Origin of the sequence: Companilactobacillus paralimentarius (assembly GCF_963227125.1) — a bacterium.
In the GTDB taxonomy this organism is placed as follows: domain Bacteria; phylum Bacillota; class Bacilli; order Lactobacillales; family Lactobacillaceae; genus Companilactobacillus; species Companilactobacillus paralimentarius.
The window spans coordinates 2,351,906-2,371,872 of sequence record NZ_OY724131.1 but is presented as its reverse complement, the minus strand read 5'-3'; the positions used below and the strand labels follow the sequence as shown (position 1 = coordinate 2,371,872).

General features: G+C 33.8%; 18 protein-coding genes. 5 read left to right on the top strand and 13 right to left on the bottom strand.

Annotation, left to right across the window (positions count from 1 at the left end):
• Nucleotides 1–371 precede the first annotated feature (371 nt).
• The 10 genes from ACI6PB_RS11695 to ACI6PB_RS11650 all read right to left on the bottom strand — a co-directional run bounded on the left by ACI6PB_RS11695 (nucleotide 372) and on the right by ACI6PB_RS11650 (nucleotide 11,234).
• Nucleotides 372–1,067, bottom strand: coding sequence for a hypothetical protein (locus ACI6PB_RS11695; RefSeq protein ID WP_404327460.1), 696 nt, complete (start codon nucleotides 1,065–1,067; stop codon nucleotides 372–374).
• Between the two features lie 279 nt (nucleotides 1,068–1,346).
• Nucleotides 1,347–2,225 carry a hypothetical protein gene (locus tag ACI6PB_RS11690; protein WP_404327459.1) on the bottom strand — a complete coding sequence of 293 codons (879 nt, stop codon included), beginning with the start codon at nucleotides 2,223–2,225 and terminating at the stop codon, nucleotides 1,347–1,349.
• A gap of 263 nt (nucleotides 2,226–2,488) precedes the next feature.
• Nucleotides 2,489–4,444: an Ig-like domain-containing protein gene (locus tag ACI6PB_RS11685; protein WP_309510673.1), complete on the bottom strand. Its 1,956-nt coding sequence runs from the start codon at nucleotides 4,442–4,444 to the stop codon at nucleotides 2,489–2,491.
• 133 nt (nucleotides 4,445–4,577) lie between these two features.
• Nucleotides 4,578–5,885, bottom strand: coding sequence for a zinc ribbon domain-containing protein (locus ACI6PB_RS11680; RefSeq protein WP_056955795.1), 1,308 nt, complete (start codon nucleotides 5,883–5,885; stop codon nucleotides 4,578–4,580).
• Nucleotides 5,886–6,137: 252 nt separating this feature from the next.
• Nucleotides 6,138–6,431, bottom strand: coding sequence for a PTS sugar transporter subunit IIB (locus ACI6PB_RS11675; RefSeq protein ID WP_025086090.1), 294 nt, complete (start codon nucleotides 6,429–6,431; stop codon nucleotides 6,138–6,140).
• A 16-nt stretch (nucleotides 6,432–6,447) separates the two neighbouring features.
• Nucleotides 6,448–7,788, bottom strand: coding sequence for a PTS galactitol transporter subunit IIC (locus ACI6PB_RS11670; protein WP_025086089.1), 1,341 nt, complete (start codon nucleotides 7,786–7,788; stop codon nucleotides 6,448–6,450).
• Between the two features lie 35 nt (nucleotides 7,789–7,823).
• Complete coding sequence (locus ACI6PB_RS11665) at nucleotides 7,824–8,270, bottom strand: PTS sugar transporter subunit IIA (RefSeq protein WP_025086088.1); 447 nt, start codon at nucleotides 8,268–8,270, stop codon at nucleotides 7,824–7,826.
• A 2-nt stretch (nucleotides 8,271–8,272) separates the two neighbouring features.
• A complete protein-coding gene (locus tag ACI6PB_RS11660; RefSeq protein WP_025086087.1) occupies nucleotides 8,273–8,665 on the bottom strand; it encodes a PTS sugar transporter subunit IIA in 393 nt (130 codons plus the stop codon).
• Nucleotides 8,658–10,112 carry a BglG family transcription antiterminator gene (locus tag ACI6PB_RS11655; RefSeq protein ID WP_404327458.1) on the bottom strand — a complete coding sequence of 485 codons (1,455 nt, stop codon included), beginning with the start codon at nucleotides 10,110–10,112 and terminating at the stop codon, nucleotides 8,658–8,660. Before ACI6PB_RS11655 ends, ACI6PB_RS11660 begins: the two co-directional genes overlap by 8 nt.
• A gap of 369 nt (nucleotides 10,113–10,481) precedes the next feature.
• Nucleotides 10,482–11,234, bottom strand: a complete 753-nt coding sequence (locus tag ACI6PB_RS11650; protein WP_051564303.1) for a tyrosine-protein phosphatase — start codon at nucleotides 11,232–11,234, stop codon at nucleotides 10,482–10,484.
• A 70-nt stretch (nucleotides 11,235–11,304) separates the two neighbouring features.
• Here ACI6PB_RS11650 and ACI6PB_RS11645 point away from each other — a divergent pair, with 70 nt between their 5' ends.
• A complete protein-coding gene (locus ACI6PB_RS11645) occupies nucleotides 11,305–12,066 on the top strand; it encodes a glycosyltransferase family 2 protein (RefSeq protein ID WP_025086084.1) in 762 nt (253 codons plus the stop codon).
• Between the two features lie 199 nt (nucleotides 12,067–12,265).
• Here the strand turns inward: ACI6PB_RS11645 and ACI6PB_RS11640 are convergent, their stop codons facing one another.
• Entirely contained in the window at nucleotides 12,266–14,182 is a 1,917-nt protein-coding gene (locus tag ACI6PB_RS11640; RefSeq protein ID WP_404327457.1) for an ATP-binding cassette domain-containing protein, read from the bottom strand.
• A gap of 373 nt (nucleotides 14,183–14,555) precedes the next feature.
• Between ACI6PB_RS11640 and ACI6PB_RS11635 the strand changes: the two genes are divergently transcribed.
• On the top strand, nucleotides 14,556–14,732 hold the full coding sequence (locus tag ACI6PB_RS11635) for a hypothetical protein (protein ID WP_404327456.1): 177 nt from the start codon (nucleotides 14,556–14,558) through the stop codon (nucleotides 14,730–14,732).
• A gap of 62 nt (nucleotides 14,733–14,794) precedes the next feature.
• Here ACI6PB_RS11635 and ACI6PB_RS11630 read toward each other — a convergent pair whose 3' ends face one another.
• Entirely contained in the window at nucleotides 14,795–15,829 is a 1,035-nt protein-coding gene (locus ACI6PB_RS11630; RefSeq protein WP_059075255.1) for an IS30 family transposase, read from the bottom strand.
• A 227-nt stretch (nucleotides 15,830–16,056) separates the two neighbouring features.
• Between ACI6PB_RS11630 and ACI6PB_RS11625 the strand changes: the two genes are divergently transcribed.
• The 3 genes from ACI6PB_RS11625 to ACI6PB_RS11615 all read left to right on the top strand — a co-directional run bounded on the left by ACI6PB_RS11625 (nucleotide 16,057) and on the right by ACI6PB_RS11615 (nucleotide 19,091).
• Nucleotides 16,057–16,713, top strand: coding sequence for a transcriptional regulator (locus ACI6PB_RS11625; RefSeq protein WP_404351078.1), 657 nt, complete (start codon nucleotides 16,057–16,059; stop codon nucleotides 16,711–16,713).
• 193 nt (nucleotides 16,714–16,906) lie between these two features.
• Nucleotides 16,907–17,869, top strand: coding sequence for a helix-turn-helix transcriptional regulator (locus ACI6PB_RS11620; protein ID WP_404327454.1), 963 nt, complete (start codon nucleotides 16,907–16,909; stop codon nucleotides 17,867–17,869).
• A gap of 13 nt (nucleotides 17,870–17,882) precedes the next feature.
• Nucleotides 17,883–19,091 (top strand): oligosaccharide MFS transporter, encoded by a 1,209-nt coding sequence (locus ACI6PB_RS11615; protein WP_404327453.1) that lies wholly within the window; start codon nucleotides 17,883–17,885, stop codon nucleotides 19,089–19,091.
• Nucleotides 19,092–19,193: 102 nt separating this feature from the next.
• On the opposite strand, the gene ACI6PB_RS11610 is transcribed toward ACI6PB_RS11615, so the two are convergent.
• Nucleotides 19,194–19,778, bottom strand: a complete 585-nt coding sequence (locus ACI6PB_RS11610; RefSeq protein ID WP_025086320.1) for a hypothetical protein — start codon at nucleotides 19,776–19,778, stop codon at nucleotides 19,194–19,196.
• Between the last annotated feature and the right edge of the window lie 189 nt (nucleotides 19,779–19,967).

Sequence of the window (19,967 nt, the reverse complement as noted above, 5' to 3'; positions counted from 1 at the left end):
TAGACTAAATTGTTGTTTCAGAGGATTCATCATAATAAATGACAATTCTGCAGTTCTTAGAAGGGTAAAGAACTTACTTAAAACACTTGGTTTATTACATATCATTTTTGGATATTACAAAATCTCTTGCATATTTGATTTTGTGTCATCTCCATTTCGACCCATTTTTTATTACTATCCCATTCGATTACATTTACCTTGATTACGATATTTTTAAATCGGTGATGTTTTGGTAAGTGTAAGCTCACATTGTGAGGCTTCGAGAAATATAAATACTGCTTCTACGTTTATATTTCTCTTACTGTTAAGTATAAACAGAATGCAAACTAATCCAAGATAAGCAATGTATTTCATACCTTTCGTATAATCTTTTAAGTAATACTATCTTCAAATTGCCAAGTAAGCTGTGAAGAATAATTTCCAGGAATAGGGTTATTGCTATTCATGTGCAAAAGCGGTCCCTGGTCCTTGTGCCATTTGATAGAGTTGAATACTTGTCCGTATGTCGTTTCGCCAATAAGAGTTTTATTAGTTAGTGATGTAAAAGATTTACCATTGTAATAACGCAGATTAGCAGGGAGCTCGATTAAACTGTTGTCCTTATTTATGAAATTGGTTGCTTGTTTCAAATAAAGCTTCAAAGGACGACGTTTACGTCTCTGATCATTGATTGAAACTACTTCGTTAGGATCATTGTTGGCAGAGATACGATACTTTAAATTATTGTGATTGAAAAGGGTAATTGGTTCAAAATGTAATTCCTTGATGGAAGCTGTTAATTGATTATTGATATAGTTGATATTCAGCTTATCACCTTGACTGGCATATTTATCAGAATCTGGATCTAGTCCATGAAATTCAATTTGTGAATTGAATGATTCACGATCATTAATGTTCTTGACGGTAGTAGCGATGAAAAGAGATTTCTCTTGGTGCATATCTAAATTATTTAGATTGATTTTTAGTATTTGATTCTTTTCGTTGGTACTTATAGAATAATCGGAATTAGATATCTCGGTACTGCTGATCTTGATACTTTCAATTTGTGTATCCCAATGTAGTGGCAAAGTGATATAAGAATCATGGATAGCACGCCGGCTATTATTATATAAGTTAACGGAATAATTTATCCAGTCACCATTAGTTACGTCGTTTAACTGGGTTTCAGTATTATTCGTATCAAATGTTACGTTAGTTATAGTTGATGAGATTTCAACTTTAGGATCATTAGGTGGTAGAACTTTTAAAGTAGCTGGTCCAATAAGAACACTATCATCATTACCCTTTGCCTGTTTGACAACAATTTGGGCATAATATTTACTGTTATCATCTTCAGGATGAACTCGCTAGGTCTCATAAAAAATGTCGTTAAAGGTAGGGTTTGACTTTGATTTAACTAATTCCATTTGTTGTGAATTAATCTGTTTATACCAATTGATAGTAATATTGCTTAACTCATCCTCCCGTTCGTCATCCTTTAATCCCTGAATTTCAAAACGGGCTTTTTTTCCTTCAGGAATTGCTCTATCTATCAATCCATTGCCAATAGTGATTTCTTTAGAATCAGAAACAACGGTACTATCTTTATTGTTAATAGTCGCAATCACTTTGACAATACCTGATTTTCCTCTTGTATTAGCAAAGACGTGTCCATCATCATCGACGGTTGCCAGCTCAGGTTTATCGACGGACCATTTTGTCGATTCTGTAGTGTTAAAAGGGGTAGAAGTTGAATAAGCAAAAGTAGCACTACGAGTGATATTACTATCGATATTGAATAAATAATCAGCTCGGGTATGAACTTTAACGTTCTTAGCAGGTATAGGTTGAGGAGAAACATCGACAGTTGCTACTTTAGAGTAAAAAACACTTCCAATTACATGTGGAAAAGGAAGGACATAAGAAGTACTTAGTTGATAATATGTACGCCCTAATTTGGTAGGGGTCAGGTTAAGCGAGGAATTACCATTGAATTTTTTTTCAACTTCAGTCCAAGTTGTGCCATCAGTTGATTGCCACCAATGGTAACGAGATGCCAGTAAAAAATTAGACCAAGGAGTTCTTTCAACTTCCGTTTTAATATGGAGATTTTCACCAAGTGTAATATAGTAATTGCTGTTGGGTTGTTCGGTATAACCGCTGACACTAATTATGCCTAAGATTCTCTTGGGATCGGGACTAGGTTCATATTTATATGGAGGATTCTCTTCTTCAATTTCGGCCACTATAGTTTGCTCATTTGTAATTTGGAAAAAAGCAGTTGTGAAAATTATAATGAAACTGATTAACAATTTAATTTTCAAGTTCGTATAAAGTATCACAGTTTTTCTCCTTAGTAATTTTAGACCACAACTCATTTTATATAATGTTGGATTTTTAATAAAGACATTTTTTACAAGTTTTTAGTACTAAATATTGATTAAAAATATTTATATTTTGACATAAAAAAAACACGGAATTTTTTCCGTGCTTTTTTATTATTTAATATTTATAAGCTGTTTTCGAAGTACCAAGTTAAGGTAGTACTGTATTTGCCGGCTTTTAGATGATCATCATTCACGTGTAATAGCAAACCATCGTCTTTATTCCAACCGATTGAGGATAATTCTTGACCGATATCTGATTGCGATATTTGAACTTTATTATTCAAAACTTCAGTATAATTGCCATTATCATAATATCTTAAACTGACCGGTAGCACTTCAGAATTATCATCTGTGAATTCATTTAATTGTGAAACGAAGACCTTTAGTCCACCTTTATCACGTCTTTGATCACTAGTATCAATAATATTGTTAGGTGAGTTCATCGCACTAGGACGATGTTGCAAGGTACCTTTGCTAAAAGCCTTGATAGTGCCAAAGTCGATATCCTTAATATTGGCATCTAGACTATTAGTAGTGTAACTGATAGTTTCGACAGCGCCATCTTTACGATAAACATTGTCATCATTATTGGTTCCATAAATATAAGGGATATAAGAACGTGACTCTTTTTGAGTGGCATTTTTAACTGTTGTATCGACATCAATAGTTGCGACTTCTTGTATATTTAAGGTATCCAATTCAATTACAAGATCATCGGTATCGTCTTCATCATTATGAATAATTGAGAATTTATCGTCGTCTAATTTTTGATCATTTACTTTAATACTATTGATTGTCGTACCTGTGTGCATCGGAATTACGTAGAAACCATTTTTCAAAAGACCGTCGTTACTATTATTTTTGAGGGTATCGTGGTAAACAATATTATCACTGTTTACTACATCGTAAAGATTATGCTCATCATTATCTTTGGTGGTAAAAGTTTGATTAGTAAGTTGATTAGTGAGTTCAATATCGGGGTCTCCAGAAGGAATAACCGTCAATTTAGCTTTGTTGGTAGTGATTGTTTTAGTAATTAAGTTAACTTTTAAAGTTATAACGGCTTGATAAAAGGAACCGTTATCGGCATAAGTTGTATCAGGAGTGGTATAGCTAGTGCCACCATTAGATTCAACCTTTGTTCTTTGCCCAGTATTTGGATCATAACGATACCAGTCGATTGTTACGGATCCGTTGTTTTCCTCATCGTCTCCATCACCACCAGTATTACCTTTCAAAGTAAAGGTGGCTGTTTCGCCTGATTTAACGGTTTTATCTTCTAGACCACCACCGATTTCAACAGGGGCGGAGCCTTGAAACTTGGTTCCATCAGGGTTTGTCATTGTAGCAATAACATGAACTGTACCAGTTTTGTCTTGGTTGTTAGCCGTAACGAGACCTTCACTGTCGACTGTAGCCAGGGACTCATCGTCAACAGACCAATCAACTGTACCAGTAGCATTAGCTGGAGTCGGTGTAGCATGGGCATAAGTTGTGTTGGAAAGATTGTCACTAGTGTTATAGAGATAATCATCGTCAACAGAGACCTCCACTTTGGTTGCATTGACTGGTTCGGGTAGGGCATGAATGGCTCCAACTTTAGAATAAAGATGTTTCTTGTTGATACCCAAAAAGGCATATTGGGTGTCTAGTTGGTACCAAATGGAACCAGTCTCTTTTGGTGTAACTACCAAATTTTTCTTTTGACCACCATTAGATTTACTGATTTTTGACCAAGTTTTACCGTCAGTTGACTCCCACCATTGATAACTTGCAGAATCAAAAATTCCGGTTAATAACGTCCAAACAGAACGTCCTGTATTGGTCTTAATAGTCACTGAATTATTAACAGTAGTATAGTAGTTTTCTTTCGGTTGCAAGGAGTAACCACTAGTTAGCCATATTCCAATGAATTTAGTGGGATCTTTAGTAGGAGTATATTTGGGGGTCACAACTGTTTCTTCTTCAGCCTGACTTTGATGTTCCGTTGTGATAATGGTTAAGCTAATCATAAAAATAGGCATGATAAAAATAAGAAACCTTTTTATATTTTTGTTGATATGTCTATTAAATTTCACGAAATCACCTCCAATATACTACTATCTAAAATAATTATATTAAAAAGGTTATTGGAAAATAATTCGATCTGCACAAAATATTTTTTACTAATTTGATATGTGATTTAACATAAAAAAATAAACCCCTGAGGGTTTATTTTATTCTGGGACGTAATGAATATGACATCAATAGGGAAACAATTGATGTAACTAAGATCACATAGAAACTAGTCCCAAATGATCCATTAGTTGTCACAGCTACTTGTCCGGTAATAGCGGTTGAGTTTACCAAGCCAGCATAAAGTGCTCCGTAAAGTGCTGCATATAAGATAGTAGGTAGAACTGTGAAAATTCTAACCAATCTGATTGTGCCACGTTTTCTAAAGTTAGCGGCAATTAGGGTAATAATTGGTGATAGGAAGCAGATAATACGGATAGCTGAAAATCCATTAGTGATCCAAATTGATTGGGCTCCAATATTAGCCGTGTAATTAGCAGCTGTAGAAATAGTACTTGATAGGGAGACACCATTTAAAAATGGTCCACCAATAGATGCAATGAAACCAATAATAGAAGAAACAATAATTATCTTTTGAGTAGTTGTCTTCTTATTGGAATTAAGTCTTTCGGCCGCAACATCTCTCTTATTGTGAACAGGCTTTTGGTAATGTTCCTCAGTATAATTGTCGTCAGGATCATCTGAATCCTTTTTCTTCAAAGAAGTTTCACGCTTTAAAGCTTTATTAGCGCCAGTTTCGTTACCATGGCGTAATTGAGATAATAAGAACCAAGCAATAAGGACAATGGCTAAGGCAATGAATCCATAGTTACGTTTGAATACTAATAGGATTGCTACGATAATAATGGCAATGATGCTTACAAAAGCATTATTTTTAGCAAACTTTATCATGTTGTGGATAAAGCCGTCATTAGGATCATCTTGCTCAGCAGCTTGTTTAGCTCTAGCAGCGCGTAATTCACTTTTAGTAGGTTTGAAAGGATCACTTAATGGTTCTTTAATTGGATCTTCAAAGGTATTAGCTTTGTATGGCTTTTGAGAAATAGGATTAAAATCATTCTTGTTATAAACTTGTGTTCGATCATCTAAAGGTTCAGCGGCATTTGCCTTCTTAAAAGATGAACGATCAGCTTGCTTAAAAGTTTTCATTTCTGGTTCTGAATGGGAAGGTTCTTGTTTATGAGGCTCAACTTCGGATTCAGATTTGGTATTGCTGTATTCTCGTTGTTGAGCAGGAGCTTGTTGTAAAACAGGTTTCTCCTCAGTTTTTTTAGTTGAAGGATCTTCTTGATTTAATTCTTTTTCAATTTCAGACAGAGAACGAATTGAGTCGTCGTCTTTAGTCTCTGTTGTTTCAGTATTTTTCTTTTTTAGGGCCCAACCACAGTTATCGCAAAATTTTTGATCTGGTTCAACTTTGTGGCCACAATTTGGACAAAACATTATTTGCATTCCTCCATTATGTTGACAAAATAAGTATACAAGACACTGTTATGTATATGAAGACATTTGATAAAAGTTCACAAAAAGGTCACATGTTGTATATATACATCCGAAACTTAATTATACAAAATATTGTTAAAGTTTGCTTAAAAATATCTTATCACTAATATTATATTTGTTTTTGATATAAGGAAAGTATATAAAAAGCATCGAAATCTTAATGGGATTTCGATGCTTTATTATTATGTCTAATTAAGCCTCAATTTTAGCTTTGATTTCTTCGAAAACCTTATCAGCACCGATTCCTGTCAATAAAGGAACACCGTTGATAACTTTATCCTTGATTGAACTTGGAACCATTGTTGTTGAAACAACAATATCATATTCGTCATTACCGATAGCGCTAACTTCATCAGCAATTTTTGATTGTAGGAAGTGAACTTCAGAGCTTAATCCTTGTTCTTCCAAATAGCTTTTGATTTTACCTGTAGCAACGGTAGAAGTAGCAATACCAGTACCACAAACGACCATAAGTGATTTTGCCATGTTTTAAACCTTCTTTTTAATTATTTTCTGCGGCGACTTTCTTGTCATGAAACTTGTTAAGCCAGATCATTAAGGCAAGAACGACAATACCTAAACCTATTATACCTGTCCAAGTCATCAATTTGCCAAGTCCGACGATCATTAATGTTGTCCAAGTACCACCATCGGAAAGGATTGAGATAGAAGTTGCACCTTTCATTGCAAAATGGGCTGATTTAGCAGTGATTGTAAGTAGTGGAGCAGCCCAGGAAGCAATTAATAATGAAATGGCGATATCAATAATACCACCGATAACGATTCTAAAGACGTTACCACCAAAGACAGCAGCCATAACGGCAACCATAAATGGAATTGTTGCTAAATCACCGAAAGGTAGAACTCTGTTACCAGGTAAGATAACGGCAATTAATAGTGAAAGTGGAACAAGTACTAGAGATGCAGATAGAACGGCTTCTTGACCAACAGCCAAAGCTGAATCCATTCCGATGTAAAGGCTGCGTCCAGGGAATTTCTTTTGAACCAAAGTATTAGCCGCTTCAGAAATAGGTTGTAGACCTTCCATTAAAAGAGCAACCATCTTAGGCATTAAAATCAAAACAGCAGCTGTTGACATGCCTAAGTTCAAAATTTTTGTGACATTGTATTGAGCAAGGGCACCAATAACGATACCAATGATTAGACCCATAACGGCTGAATCACCGAAAATACCAAGTCTTTTTTGAATTGTTTCAGGAGTCCAGTGAATATTTTTAACACCAGGAATACGATCTAGTAGCCAGTTAATTGGCAAAGCTAGAACAAATCCTGGGGCTGAAGCACCTTGTGGGAAAGAAATACCTGCAAGGCCATAATGTTTTTGAATAGTTGGAGCAGCAAGGTCAGCTAAGAAGTAGATCCACATTGCGTGAACAACCATTGTGGCCAGGCCTAAACCAAAATTCTTTGTTGCGGCAAAAACAAGTGAACCAGTGAAGGCGATGTGCCAATAATTCCATAAATCGACATCCAATGTTTTTGTAAGTCCAAAAATCAATAGAACAACGTTTAAAGCAACTCCAATAGGAATAGCTAAACTACCTAAAGTAGTACCATATGAAATTGCAGAAGCGGCAGGCCAACCAACATCAATAGTGTTCAAACTTAGATGAAAGTTTTTAACCATTGCTTGAGCTGCGGGACCAAGATTATCAGTCAATAGTCCGATAACCAAATTCAAACCGATAAAACCAATACCAACAGTAATAGCGGCTTTGAAGGCACGACCCGGTTTGATTCTAAGAATTAGTGCGAAAACGAATAATAACATTGGTAAGAATACTGTAGGACCAGCACTCAATAACCATTTAATAACAGCCATAATGACATCTCCTCATAATTTTTAAACCCTAAAAATTAAAGATCATTTTCTTTTAATACGTTAATGACAGTTTTTGAATCTTTGGCAGCAATTAATTCAGCTACAGCAGTCTCGTTTTGAATTAATGCCATCAATTTTTGTAATGTTTCAAGTTGAGCATGTGGTTCTTTCAAAGCTAACATAAAAATTAATTTAGCTTCGACATCAGCTCCATCTCCCATTTGCAAAAATTTAACTGGTTGAGCCAAACGAGCAATGGCGATCTGTGGTTTGTTAACGTGGATGGCATCGGTATGTGGAATTGCAATACCACAACTTGGTGCATTTAGACCAGTTGGAAATTCTTCTTCACGTTTAATAATGGCGTCCTTGTAACTTTCTTTAACGACATTCTTTTTAATTAGTTCATCAGAAACTATCGATAAAGCTTCAGTGCTATCTTTTGGTGTAATGTCCAGCAAAACAATTTCTTCGTCAAACATTTTTATCCCCCCTCTACAATTCTCTGTAGATCATTAATATTTCTACAGTTGCGTAATTTATCTAATCCTGCGTCATTTAAAATACGATTTAAGAACTCTTCCAAATTCTTATCAAGATAGACAACATTTAAAATTATAAACAAAGATGTAGCATAATAATTATTTATTTTATAATTCACTAAAATAATTCCTTGTTCCTGACCATCATATTCGATATGTGGTAGATCAAAATTGGTCCCAATCTCAACAGAACCTAAGTTTTCTCGTTCAATAATCTTAGTTAAAACACTCTCAGCCCCAATGTCGTAAAGTGTTTCTACCTTTTTACTGATAAATTGATTCAACTCTTGTTTTGAGTTGATATTATCGAGTTGAAAATAATTGTACTTAAACATTTAAAAATGACTTAACCCTTTGCAAATCTAATTCGTTGAGTAGGGGACTGACTACAACGATAGGAACTTTGCTCTGTTCAGGAATAGCTACAGTACTGATAATAAGATCGGCTTCGGCGTTATATTTATCCATATCCTCACGATAGCTATAGGAAGAAATCACATCAGTAATATTCAAATTAGGAATGGCGTTCAATAATTTAGTTCTAAGTAATTGAGCTGTACCAATACCAGTAGTGCACATCAGTAAAATTTTATTTGTTTTAGCGCTTTCTTCAATAGCCTTAACCACATATAAAGTGATAAAACTAATTTCATCTTCCGATAATTTCAGTTGATATTCCTTCATTGTATAGTCATCAACAATTTGCTTGGTTTGTTGAAATTCTGAACTATAACTGTCTTTAATTTCATCGACCAAAGGATTGACGACAACCAAATTTGATTTTAAGCGATTAAGCATTGGCTTGATATGAGCACATAAATCTGTTAATAAATGCTGTTTGTTGATAATTCTTTGGAAAGGATAATGATTGATAATTTCGTTAGCAAAATCAATTACAGGCTTTTCAAACTGGGTGGTAGGCGCGGCGTTGTTAATTTGTTGAATATCATTGCTGTGCATGTAACGAAGTGACAACAGATATTGAGACAAATAGATGATCTCGCTGGCATCAATTGTGCGATTTGTGTATCGAGAAATATTTTCAATGATTAAGCGAGCCGTTTCATAAAATTGATCATACTTAATATCGGTTGTTTCGATTTTCTTCGGTTTACTTGCATGAGCAGATGATCTAATTCTTCCCATTAAAATATATAAATGAGAAAAAATATTTAAAGTATAAGGATCAACAAGTACTACATTAAGTTCATCTTGAATCAAAGTTAGTTGAGTAATCAGAAAGCCTCGATCGTTATCATTAATGGAAGGAAAAATTTCTGAAATGGAAGTGAAACCTTCAGAGACGGCTCCTTTACGAATCAGGAAGAAATTTAATGCCTGACGAATATCGATTTCATTACCGATAACAATTAAGTGACCATTTTTACGAGTGATTTTAATTTTAAATTTGTCGATACTAGAATTTATTTTTTGAATCTCTTTGTTTAAAGCCGATTCGGAAAGATAAAATTTATCGGCAGTCTTAAAAAATTTGGGTCCGGTAGGTTGATTGAAAAGAATATAGACTCCAATAGCATAAGTTCGCTTTTTGTTTTCATTTAAATCATCGAAGTTCTCGGTCAATTCAGAATCACTACCGGGTTCGATGGTATAACCTAAACCACGTTGCGAAGTTATGATTTCTCTGTCATGATTTATCCTTTTGATAGTTCGATAGATTGTTTTGGTAGATACATTCAGTTCTTTGGCTAAATCTGTGGATTTGATATAGCCAGTATTCTTAGAAAGGAACAAAATTACTTTCTTTGCGAGTGGATCCATGGTATTCCTCCTTCTTAACTATAATTATATGACGATAAGTTTAATTATCTTATAAGAGAATGTCCATTGGAACGGACATCTAGAATTGCTTATATGCTCTTAATCGAAAAGACAAAAATCTAAGGAACGTATGTGTTCTAAGTGGTAAAACCACTAAGAGCACATAAAAAAACCTCATACAAGTACATGTATGAGGAAAACGACGTTTTGGTTTTGTATCAGTCAAATAAAGATAGATTATGCGTGGGAAGTCTGTAGGATTTGTAGTCAGATAAATCAGTGAGGTTACGTCTTCCCACTAATAATTATAACGAAAGCAAAATACTTCTTGCCAATCTAGTTTGATATAAAACAATATTAGATTAATTTTTACTCGGTATAAATTCGTTTGAGTTCGGCCAATTTAGTTTGGTCGATGCCCAAAGCTTTATCTAAATAGTTCTCGAAACTACCATAATAATGTTCAATGGCTTCAAAGACTGAAGTGATACTCTCTAAATCACCTTTGGTCATATTCATCTTGTTGATATCCTGATTACCATTGTCGTCATTCAAAGTGGCTTCGATTTCGTCACTATCTTGATACATTAGATTAGTTAATAGGTAGTCTTTAGTAATTATTTCGTCATCAACGCCTAAAGCTTTCAGAATTAAAAGGGCACCAATACCAGTTCTATCTTTACCAGCGGCACAGTGAAAGAGTAATGATTGATGATCTTGCTTATTATTGAGCAGGCGGTCGAAAAGAAATCTGTAAGCTTCTTGACCGTGTTTGTCTAAAACAACACTTTGGTAAATTAATCCTAGATAGGAATAGTCGCCATGATTGATAGCCCCAGCCAGCTTATCTCCATTACCAGTCAAAGGGTAGACGGGGTCAGAATAGATGCGATAGAAATTGGAAGTAACATCAGACCAGGTTTGTTGTTCCTGATTAGATCTAAAGTCGATAACATATTTTAAACCATACTTTTTAAGGTAGTTTAAAGAATTGGTTGTTAAATTACTTATATCCCCTGAACGAAGAAGCTTATTATATTTAATTGTCGTACTATCCTTAGTGGGATATCCACCAAGTTCACGTAAATTTATGGCACCTTCAAGATTTAAGATACGTTTCATTTTTATCCTCCCCTGTCTTGTTGCGTATTTTGGGTCATTAGAAGTAAAATAATATTTAAGGTGACTTATGGTGAAAAATAAACTTTCAATTATTATGACGGCTTATAACGTAGCTAGCTACATTTCTAGCTCGATTGAATCGGTAATCGCTCAGACTAATCGTAATTTTGACTTAATCATTGTGGACGATTGCTCTACAGATCAAACTCAGAAGATAATTCGCTCCTATGAAGAAAAGTATGATTGGATCTCTGTTGTTTGCCACAAACAAAATGCAGGTGTTTCAGCTGCCCGCAATACTGGATTAGCCAGTGCCGACGGTGACTTAGTAACGTTCATCGATGGAGATGATTGGGTTGAACCTGATTATGTAGAACACTTTCTCTCCAAATTTGAAGATTACGATGTAGATATGGTTACTTGCGGATTCTTTAATGAAGGCGAAAATGGCAAAGTAAAAAATAAAGTTTCAAGTCGACAAACTTCAATTGTTGGTCGAGATGAAGCAATCAAGCAAATAATCAGAATGACAGGTACTGTGATGGGATACACTTGGAACAAGGCCTACATTCGTTCGATTATTACTGATAATAATTTAAGATTCCAAACAGACTTAGATTTAATGGAAGATCAAGTTTTTAACGTTGAATATGCGACTGTCGCACGTCAATTTTATTTAGATAATCTTCCTTTATATCATTACATTTCTAGGAAAGACAGTATAACTAAACGTTTTGCCATGGAGAATGTGCGTGACGTTGGAGTCGCTAGAATGAAAGTTTACAAAGCAATTCGAGACAGCACTCGAAAAGAAAAAGATCAAATGGAGTAGTCGGGCTTAGCTCGGCTTTTTTTGTGCCTGAATTACAATTAAAGAATAGCACTTTATTGATTTTAGTATGTATTACTTTGCAAATTTATCTCTCTATAAGTAATAAATAACTGATTGTAGTGATTTACTAGTACATACAAAAACACTCGATTCCTTAGAAAAGAATTGGGTGCTTTTTCAGATTAAAAGTTTCTTAGTTTTATTGTTGGGAAAGGCTAATGTGCTTGTTAAACATATCTAATACATCGTTATCAATACTGTGGGTGATGACGAACAGAGTTAGATTCTTATCTTGAGTTAAGAGATTCATTACTTTATAAGCGTTATTTTTATCTAGTGCAGATGTTTCTTCATCTACTATAAGAATAGGACGCTTTCTTATAAAGAAGCGTGCCAGAGAGATTCTTTGCAGTTCTCCTCCTGAAAAAACCTCGTTTTCTGAACCGATTTGAGTATTTATTCCCTCTGGAAGTGATGCAACTTTCTCTGATAATTGTGCCTTTTTTATGGCTAAATCAATTTGTTCCGAATTATAGTTATCGTTGTACAAGGTGATATTTTTGGAAATGGTATCGTTAAAAATATGGTAATTCTGCGGTTGTAAACTAAAGATATTTAAGAACGAAATGTTATTAAATAAGGAATATTCTATATTATTTAACTTTATTGAACCATTATAGTTACTCAATCTACCATTCAAAAGATTTATCAGGGTGGCCTTGCCACTTCCACTTGGACCGGTAATTAATACCTTGTCACCCTTATTAACAGTTATATTAGGATATTTTATTTCTGTACCGTTCTTGTAAGTATATGATAAATCATGTAATTCGATGCTTTTGATGTTAGTTAGTGTATCTGAGTATTTTTCAGAACTATCAACAGAAATGTTTTTAGTTAAGGATACAAGCTTATCATTAATAGAAGAACCAGATTGTAATAGTATGATGCTATCTGTGGAAACTGAGACGGCTCCAAATAATTGGAAAGCAAGATTTCCCGCACTCATAACAACACCAATTGAAACGATATTTTTGATGGCTAAGTAACCCGCTAGGGCAATAATAATTGCTTGTGCGGCGATATTCATGAATGCACCAAATTGAATAGCCGTTTGTTGTGCTTTTCGTTGATCAACATATGAATCTTCTAGCGTATGAAAAGAATCACGAGTTTGATTCCAAAGTTGTGAGAGTGAGTTATTCCAGAGCAAATCAGAATATCCTTTGGTCCAATCGTTTAATTTCTTTAAAAGTTCATCGTTGCTATTCGAAATATTACTTGTTGTGGTTCGTAAGCTTTTTCCAACTAATTTTGGTAAAAGCATTAAGAGGACAGTCAGTATAATTGATAATAGGAAAAGGGACCAATGTAAAGAAATCAGGGCAATAGATGCAAATATTATTCCAAATATACAATTGAATAATTTGTAAAACCCCTTTAAATATTGCTGGTTAAACAAAAGAATGTCATTTGTAACAACATTGATTATATTGTCCGGATCTAACTTAGTTTTTAGAGCTCTTGACATTTGATTTTCTATGTATTTTTTACGGATGTCATGGTTTTCTCTTTGAATCAATTTCTCTTCAAGAATATTGGTATAGTAACCGGTAATCCAGTGAATCAAATACCCTAATATCATAGTACTTAAAAGTATAATAAATAGTGTTACTTTACGTGCAACGATAGCATTGATAGCAAATATTAAAATTAAATTTGCTACTGTTTCAAGTGCATTTGTGGATGCAGTCAGAAGAGTAACCAGGAGCATTAGAATGGGATGCTTTTTAACTATTTTTTTATCATAATAATTTTTATTCCTCTGCAATTCTAAAAATATGTCAATGACATTGAATAATGAATCTGGACCATTAATTCCGTCGCTAAACATTTTTCTTGAGCTAAATTGAATGGACAATTCTTTGCCATCTTTAATGACCAAATATTGGATTGAATTTCGTAATTGTTCTTTAGCGGAGTACATTGTATTTTTAAACATATTATTGGTGCTGATTGTTAACATTATATTTGTAAGAGCAATTCCTCCCATTCTTTCCCAAAATTCTCCCGTTTTACAATAAGGAGAATCTATCGATTGTACGAATTGTTTCAATACTTCCCTTGAATTAAATAAGGAATAACTATATCTAATAGTTGTGAGTATTTCTCATGGATACAGGAAATATGTATCTTCCAAAAATCTGATAGTAGTTTTCTTTCGGGAAAACGAATAAATGTAAAAGCATTTTTAATAGTTATTAGTTTTTGAGATATATTTTGTGTTTTATATAGTTTTCATAAATTTCTCCGTGTAAATTCAATTTTATTTTTTTAATTATATTCAATGTTATATTAGAAAATAATTAAAAAAGACTTTATTTTTAATTATTTTTGTTTATAATAGTTGATAAATCAACGGGATGTGAAAATAAAGGAAGAAAATATCTGTTTTAAAAATTAAAGAAAAATTAAAATGAGATATAACTATGAAAAAACAAGCAATGGTAGAAACTGAAGAGAAGAGTACAAATATTATTTTGACAATTTTACCCGATATGACCGATAGTGGTGAAAAGGTTGAAGAAAATTCTGAAAATAATAGCATTTACGATTCAGGCTTTTGTTTCAAAACAAAAGATTCGAAAATTTCAATAACAAGTTAGCCACTTGGACAAAATAAATTGAATCCAAGTGATATCAGTATTTGAAGTTTATAAATATGTCTTTAAGCGCCACAGGAACTAGCAAAGAGTTCTTGTGGCGTTTTATAGTTCAATAACTTTCTAGGCATATTGTTGAGCTTAAATTCTATGTCTCTTATTACTTTTGGGCTGACTGTATCCAGTGACAGCCCTTTGGGCAAGTCACGACGTATCATTCGATTATGTACTTCATTTGTTCCACGTTCACAAGATGTATATGGGTGTGTGAAGTAAACATCCGCAACGCCAGCCATATCAGATGATAGATTAGAGAACTCAGGGCCATTGTCTGCAGTGATTGAATTGATAAGATCACCATAGTTCTTTATGATCTCTTTCATAGCATAATCTACAGAGTCGGCATCTCTACCGTCAATAAGTCTCATTATTTCAAAGCGTGTCTTACGCTCTATGAGCGTTAAGACGACACTCTCATGGCCATTTCTTTTGCCCACAATCGTGTCTATCTCAAAGTCCCCAAAGGATTCTCTGCTATCAACACTTTTAGGGCGTTTCTCAATACTACGACCAAGTAGACGCTTATGCTTTTTTGAAGTATGTTGCTTAGTCGGTCTAGTTGACTTTTCTACCAGATCAATATTCCGGATTTCAAGTCGTTGTTCATCAATATATTTGTAAAGTGTAGTAGTACAAACCATTTCATCTACTAAGAATAATTCTTCGTTCTTAGCTCGTCCAACGGCCGTATCAGGTGACCATCCATTATCTATGAACTGGCTTACAAAGAAGCCTAAAAAGGCTGTGACTTGGTCGAATTTAGAAGGACGATGGCAAAGCTTACGGTTCTTTACATACTTTTGATGTGCAGTGTCAGGAAAGTAGCAATTCAAGTGTTGAACTTTACCATTAACTTTCTTGATCTGCTCAACAGTACCTCTGTTAATTTCATTATTAATAGTCTGAGGTGAAACGCCGATAGCTTTAGCTATCTGGCGATTCGAGTAGCCAATTGAATGAAAGGAAGCAATCTTTCCACGTTCAATTTCAGTTAAATGATGTCCTTTAGGACGATTTATGATATTCTGTTCTAGCACCAAGACGAAAAACCTCTTTCATTGTTTGTGTGAGAACTCCAATGATACCTGATTTTTACGTCTTGGTGTTTTTATTTTGTCATTTTTCTAAAGTGGCTAACTTGATTATAAAATTCGCCAAAACAAAAGATTGTTAATTAGGCTGAATTATTATATATTGATTTATCAATACTCATATTTATGATTATGACCAGTTATACGACTTACTATTTATATTAGGGATGAAGAGTTTGGGACTATCTTTGGATCATATTCGTGATTTGCAAGGGAAAAATAGTGTTCAAATGATGAATGATTTAATTGATGTTCAAGGGAAAATCGATAATAAAATAAATGAATTAAATAAAATACAATCTGTAATTATGAAAAAAGTCGTTGAAACTTCAGAATTAAAAGTAGAACCACATCAGCCAGTAGTGTTTAAACGTCCTAAAACAACTTTTTGGTGTTCTAGGCAAGCCGTTTCTTGTACGGAGGAAGAAATTGCAGAACTTTTCGGTGAATTTTATCAACAATTAGATAAATTAGCTTTGATGGATGGTAATCAGTCTGGATATCTAACTGATTTACCTAATCTCGATTCTAAAGCCTATCCTGATGCTTCGTTTCGCGTGATCAAAGAATCTACTACCAATAATAGTGGTAAAGCAATGCCTAAGATTGAAAAACCATCGGGGGATTATGCGGTTATAAAAGTGGAAAATAGTACAACTGGTGTTTGTCAGGGATTAGATGAGTTAAAGAGCTTCTGTTCTAAGAATAAAATAATAGTTACTGCCGATATGTGGCAGATGAATACTAATTCCGTTTTAACGAATCGTGGTGGGTCTGAGTACCTATGGTTGGAATTTCAAATAGTAAGTGAATCTAATGTCAAAAGTTACTAGTAGTTTATGGGGAATTAAAATTATTTTCACCTAATAATTGGAATCAAGAAAGGCTAGCGGCATCTTTTAAAGTAGATGCTGCTTTTTTGCTATAAAAAATGATTAATACCTGCTATCAAAACATATTATCTTTGTCATTAACAGTAAGGTAAGATGTACCTTACTTTGGGTTTTAGATTAATGGGGAGAGATTATGGCTGGGGATAGCGAAAAAAAATTACCGAAGAGTTTAATTCGAATAATCGATATTTTGATGCGCTTATTACAGGGAGAAAGAATCAATTCAGATGACGCCGCTCAAACCTATAAGGTTAATCAACGAACAATATATCGAGATTTACAAATTATTAAAGAAAATCCTGTTTTCAACGCACATTATCGGATTCAATTTGATCGGCTGGAAAAGAATCGATTTGTAATTAATGACGAGAAAATCAGTACCAAAGAAGTTTTAGCGATTATACAAATAATTATCGGTACGAGATCTCTTTCTAAAAATGAAATTGATTCAATTATCAAAGATTTGCGAAGAGTAGTGGTTTCCGAGGATCAATATAAAATTGATAAATTCTTGAAGATCAATTATTTACCTGTTAAAACTAATGGGAAATTACTGGATTATATTGAAATGTTTACCAAATTTATTGAATTTCAAAGTGAAATCGAATTTACCTATCAAGGCAGCCTTCCTAATAGTGATACGAAGAGGCTGCGTCGCGGGATTCCTATTAGTCTATATTTCTCAGATCTTTATTTTTACGTTTTGATTTTTTCTGAGGAGAAAGGTTCAAGAGTATACCGATTAGATCGAATTCTTTCCTATGAGTTAACGAATAAATCGGTCAATGTTCCTCGTGAGAAATGGGAAGATGGTACTTCGATCCGCAACTTTACTTATTTACTAAATGGTGGTCGTAAGAGTTATTTCAAAATAAAATATAGAGGTTACCCATGGACGGCTTTAGACAGGTTACCTAATTCTAGAATAGTCAGTCATGAGTCTGATGGCAGCGTAATAATAGAGGGATATCTTTATGTACAAGGATTAAAACACTGGATATTAGGACAAGGTGATTATGTAAAAGTTTTGGAACCACAATCTTTGATAAAGGAAGTTAAAACGGAATTATTAAAGACATTGAATCAGTACAAATAGGGGGATTTTTTTGATGCACAAGAATATTTATATTAGATTCAGTGCTATTTTTTTCTTTTTCTTTTTAAGTTGGGCTGCAAGTTATACATTAATTTCCATTTGGATGGGACAAGTGTTGCATTTAAGTGGAGTTAAAATAGGCTTCTTATATAGTGTTAATGGGATTTTTACGTTGCTCTTGCAACCATTATATGGGTATTTTTTAGATAGATTAGGAATGCGTAAGAGTATTCTATTTTTCTTGAGCGGTATTTTAGTTTTGATGGGTCCTTTTTTTATTTATATTTATGGTCCACTTTTACAAAAGAATTTCCCGTTAGGAATAATTTTGGGAGGTATCTTTTTGAGTGGAAGTTATCTTGCCTCTATGGGAGCAGTCGAATCTTACATGGAAAAAGCCAGTAGAAAGTACAAATTTGAATATGGCCATGTCAGAATGTGGAGTTCATTAGGTACCGCTATAGCCGCATTTTTTGCAGGCAGTATTTTTAATATTAATTCAAATTATAATTTTTGGATTGGATCAATTGCCGCAATATTTATACTCATAATTCTGTGTACGACTAAAATTAATATAACCGATGTGGAAATAAAAGATTCGAAATCGGTTAGAGTGAAAGATGTGTTTGAACTCTTCAAACTGAAAAAGTTTTGGATATTTGTTGTTTTTATAATTGGTGTTGCTTCAATGTATACAATCTATGATCAACAATTTCCAAGGTACTTTGCAGAACAATTTGCCACGATTAAGGCCGGCAATCAGATGTATGGCTACTTGAATTCTTTGCAAACTTTTTTGGAAGCTGGAATGATGTTTGTAACGCCCAAAATTGTTAATAAATTGGGAGCTCGAAATCCTATGCTATTAATGGGGTTCTTGGTTGCAGTAAGAGTCGTCTTAACGGGTATAGTTTCAGGTCCAATTTTGATTTCAGTAGTTAAATTAATACAAGCCTTTGATTTCCCATTGTTATATATAGCGATATTTAAATATATAAATATTAATTTTGAATCAAGGTTATCATCAATTCTTTATTTAATTGGGTATCAATTTTTTAGCCAGATCGGAGTTATCGGAGTATCGACACCTATTGGCAGGATGTATGACACAATAGGTTATAGACCGACATATATGTATTTGGGAATAATTATTCTTTTCTTTGTTTTGATTGGTTTTCTTACTCTGAGCAAAGACTCCGGCGTATCTTTGGAAAATAATTAAAGACATGACTCCCTGTGAATACAAGGAACATGTCTTAATGGCTTAACAATATTCGAATTTGTCTAACTTTTGTGTTGCGTTTTATAATTTCCAAACGATTTTTTACTTATTTAGGATATCTTCGATCTGACCGTGAACTTTTTCGGCTTTCCACCAACCATTTGATCTTGAGTAATGGTAGATTTTTTTAACATCGCGATTAGCAAATTTTTTAAGGGCAGCAAACGTTTTTGTACCCAATGCAATTATAGTAACATCTTTAGAAATCCCCAATTCATCAAGATGTTTTTCAAATTTTTCAACGTCGTCTTGGGTTATTTTTATTTTATTACTTTTACTCTCTATTGTAGAAGAAACATCAGTCATAAATGATCCCCAAATTTCAGTACCATAAAGGGCGGCAGCTAAGCGATAATCGGCACTCTTTTTAGCACCATGAAAATTTAGAAAGGGTTCGTTCACTTGGTCAATAGCCGCATTACCAGGATTCATTCCAGCAATAACGTATTTTAAAGATTCTAGTTTTGCGTCTAAATCCTTAGTTAATTTCTCTGATGGAAAATGATTAGGTCGGTAGTTATCTCCAAAAAATTTTTGACGCTCTTCAGGCGTTTTATTTGTAAGATCAGTATCTGGAATATCCCAAATTGCCCAACTATCCATAGAATTAAATTTTGGGTTTTTCATATTAATGTCTCCTATAAGTAATTTATTTAGAACCTCAACTATCGTTGATAAATAAAGAATAACATTGGTGATTGTCATAATATGTCACTATTTATATTTTGAAAATAAAATGCATTTTTATTAATAGGAAAGAATACCATGCTATAATATTTTCATCTTGGGCAGTTGCAGGCGATACCCAATTAAACA

Bases quoted from the DNA above. Each gene is read 5' to 3' on its own strand.
- ACI6PB_RS11650 (WP_051564303.1), bottom strand. From the start codon at position 11,234: ATGAAACGTATCTTAAATCTTGAAGGTGCCATAAATTTACGTGAACTT.
- ACI6PB_RS11655 (WP_404327458.1), bottom strand. From the start codon at position 10,112: ATGGATCCACTCGCAAAGAAAGTAATTTTGTTCCTTTCTAAGAATACT.
- ACI6PB_RS11620 (WP_404327454.1), top strand. From the start codon at position 16,907: ATGGCTGGGGATAGCGAAAAAAAATTACCGAAGAGTTTAATTCGAATA.
- ACI6PB_RS11665 (WP_025086088.1), bottom strand. From the start codon at position 8,270: ATGTTTGACGAAGAAATTGTTTTGCTGGACATTACACCAAAAGATAGC.
- ACI6PB_RS11635 (WP_404327456.1), top strand. From the start codon at position 14,556: ATGAAAAAACAAGCAATGGTAGAAACTGAAGAGAAGAGTACAAATATT.
- ACI6PB_RS11675 (WP_025086090.1), bottom strand. From the start codon at position 6,431: ATGGCAAAATCACTTATGGTCGTTTGTGGTACTGGTATTGCTACTTCT.
- ACI6PB_RS11670 (WP_025086089.1), bottom strand. From the start codon at position 7,788: ATGGCTGTTATTAAATGGTTATTGAGTGCTGGTCCTACAGTATTCTTA.
- ACI6PB_RS11660 (WP_025086087.1), bottom strand. From the start codon at position 8,665: ATGTTTAAGTACAATTATTTTCAACTCGATAATATCAACTCAAAACAA.
- ACI6PB_RS11615 (WP_404327453.1), top strand. From the start codon at position 17,883: ATGCACAAGAATATTTATATTAGATTCAGTGCTATTTTTTTCTTTTTC.
- ACI6PB_RS11680 (WP_056955795.1), bottom strand. From the start codon at position 5,885: ATGTTTTGTCCAAATTGTGGCCACAAAGTTGAACCAGATCAAAAATTT.
- ACI6PB_RS11610 (WP_025086320.1), bottom strand. From the start codon at position 19,778: ATGAAAAACCCAAAATTTAATTCTATGGATAGTTGGGCAATTTGGGAT.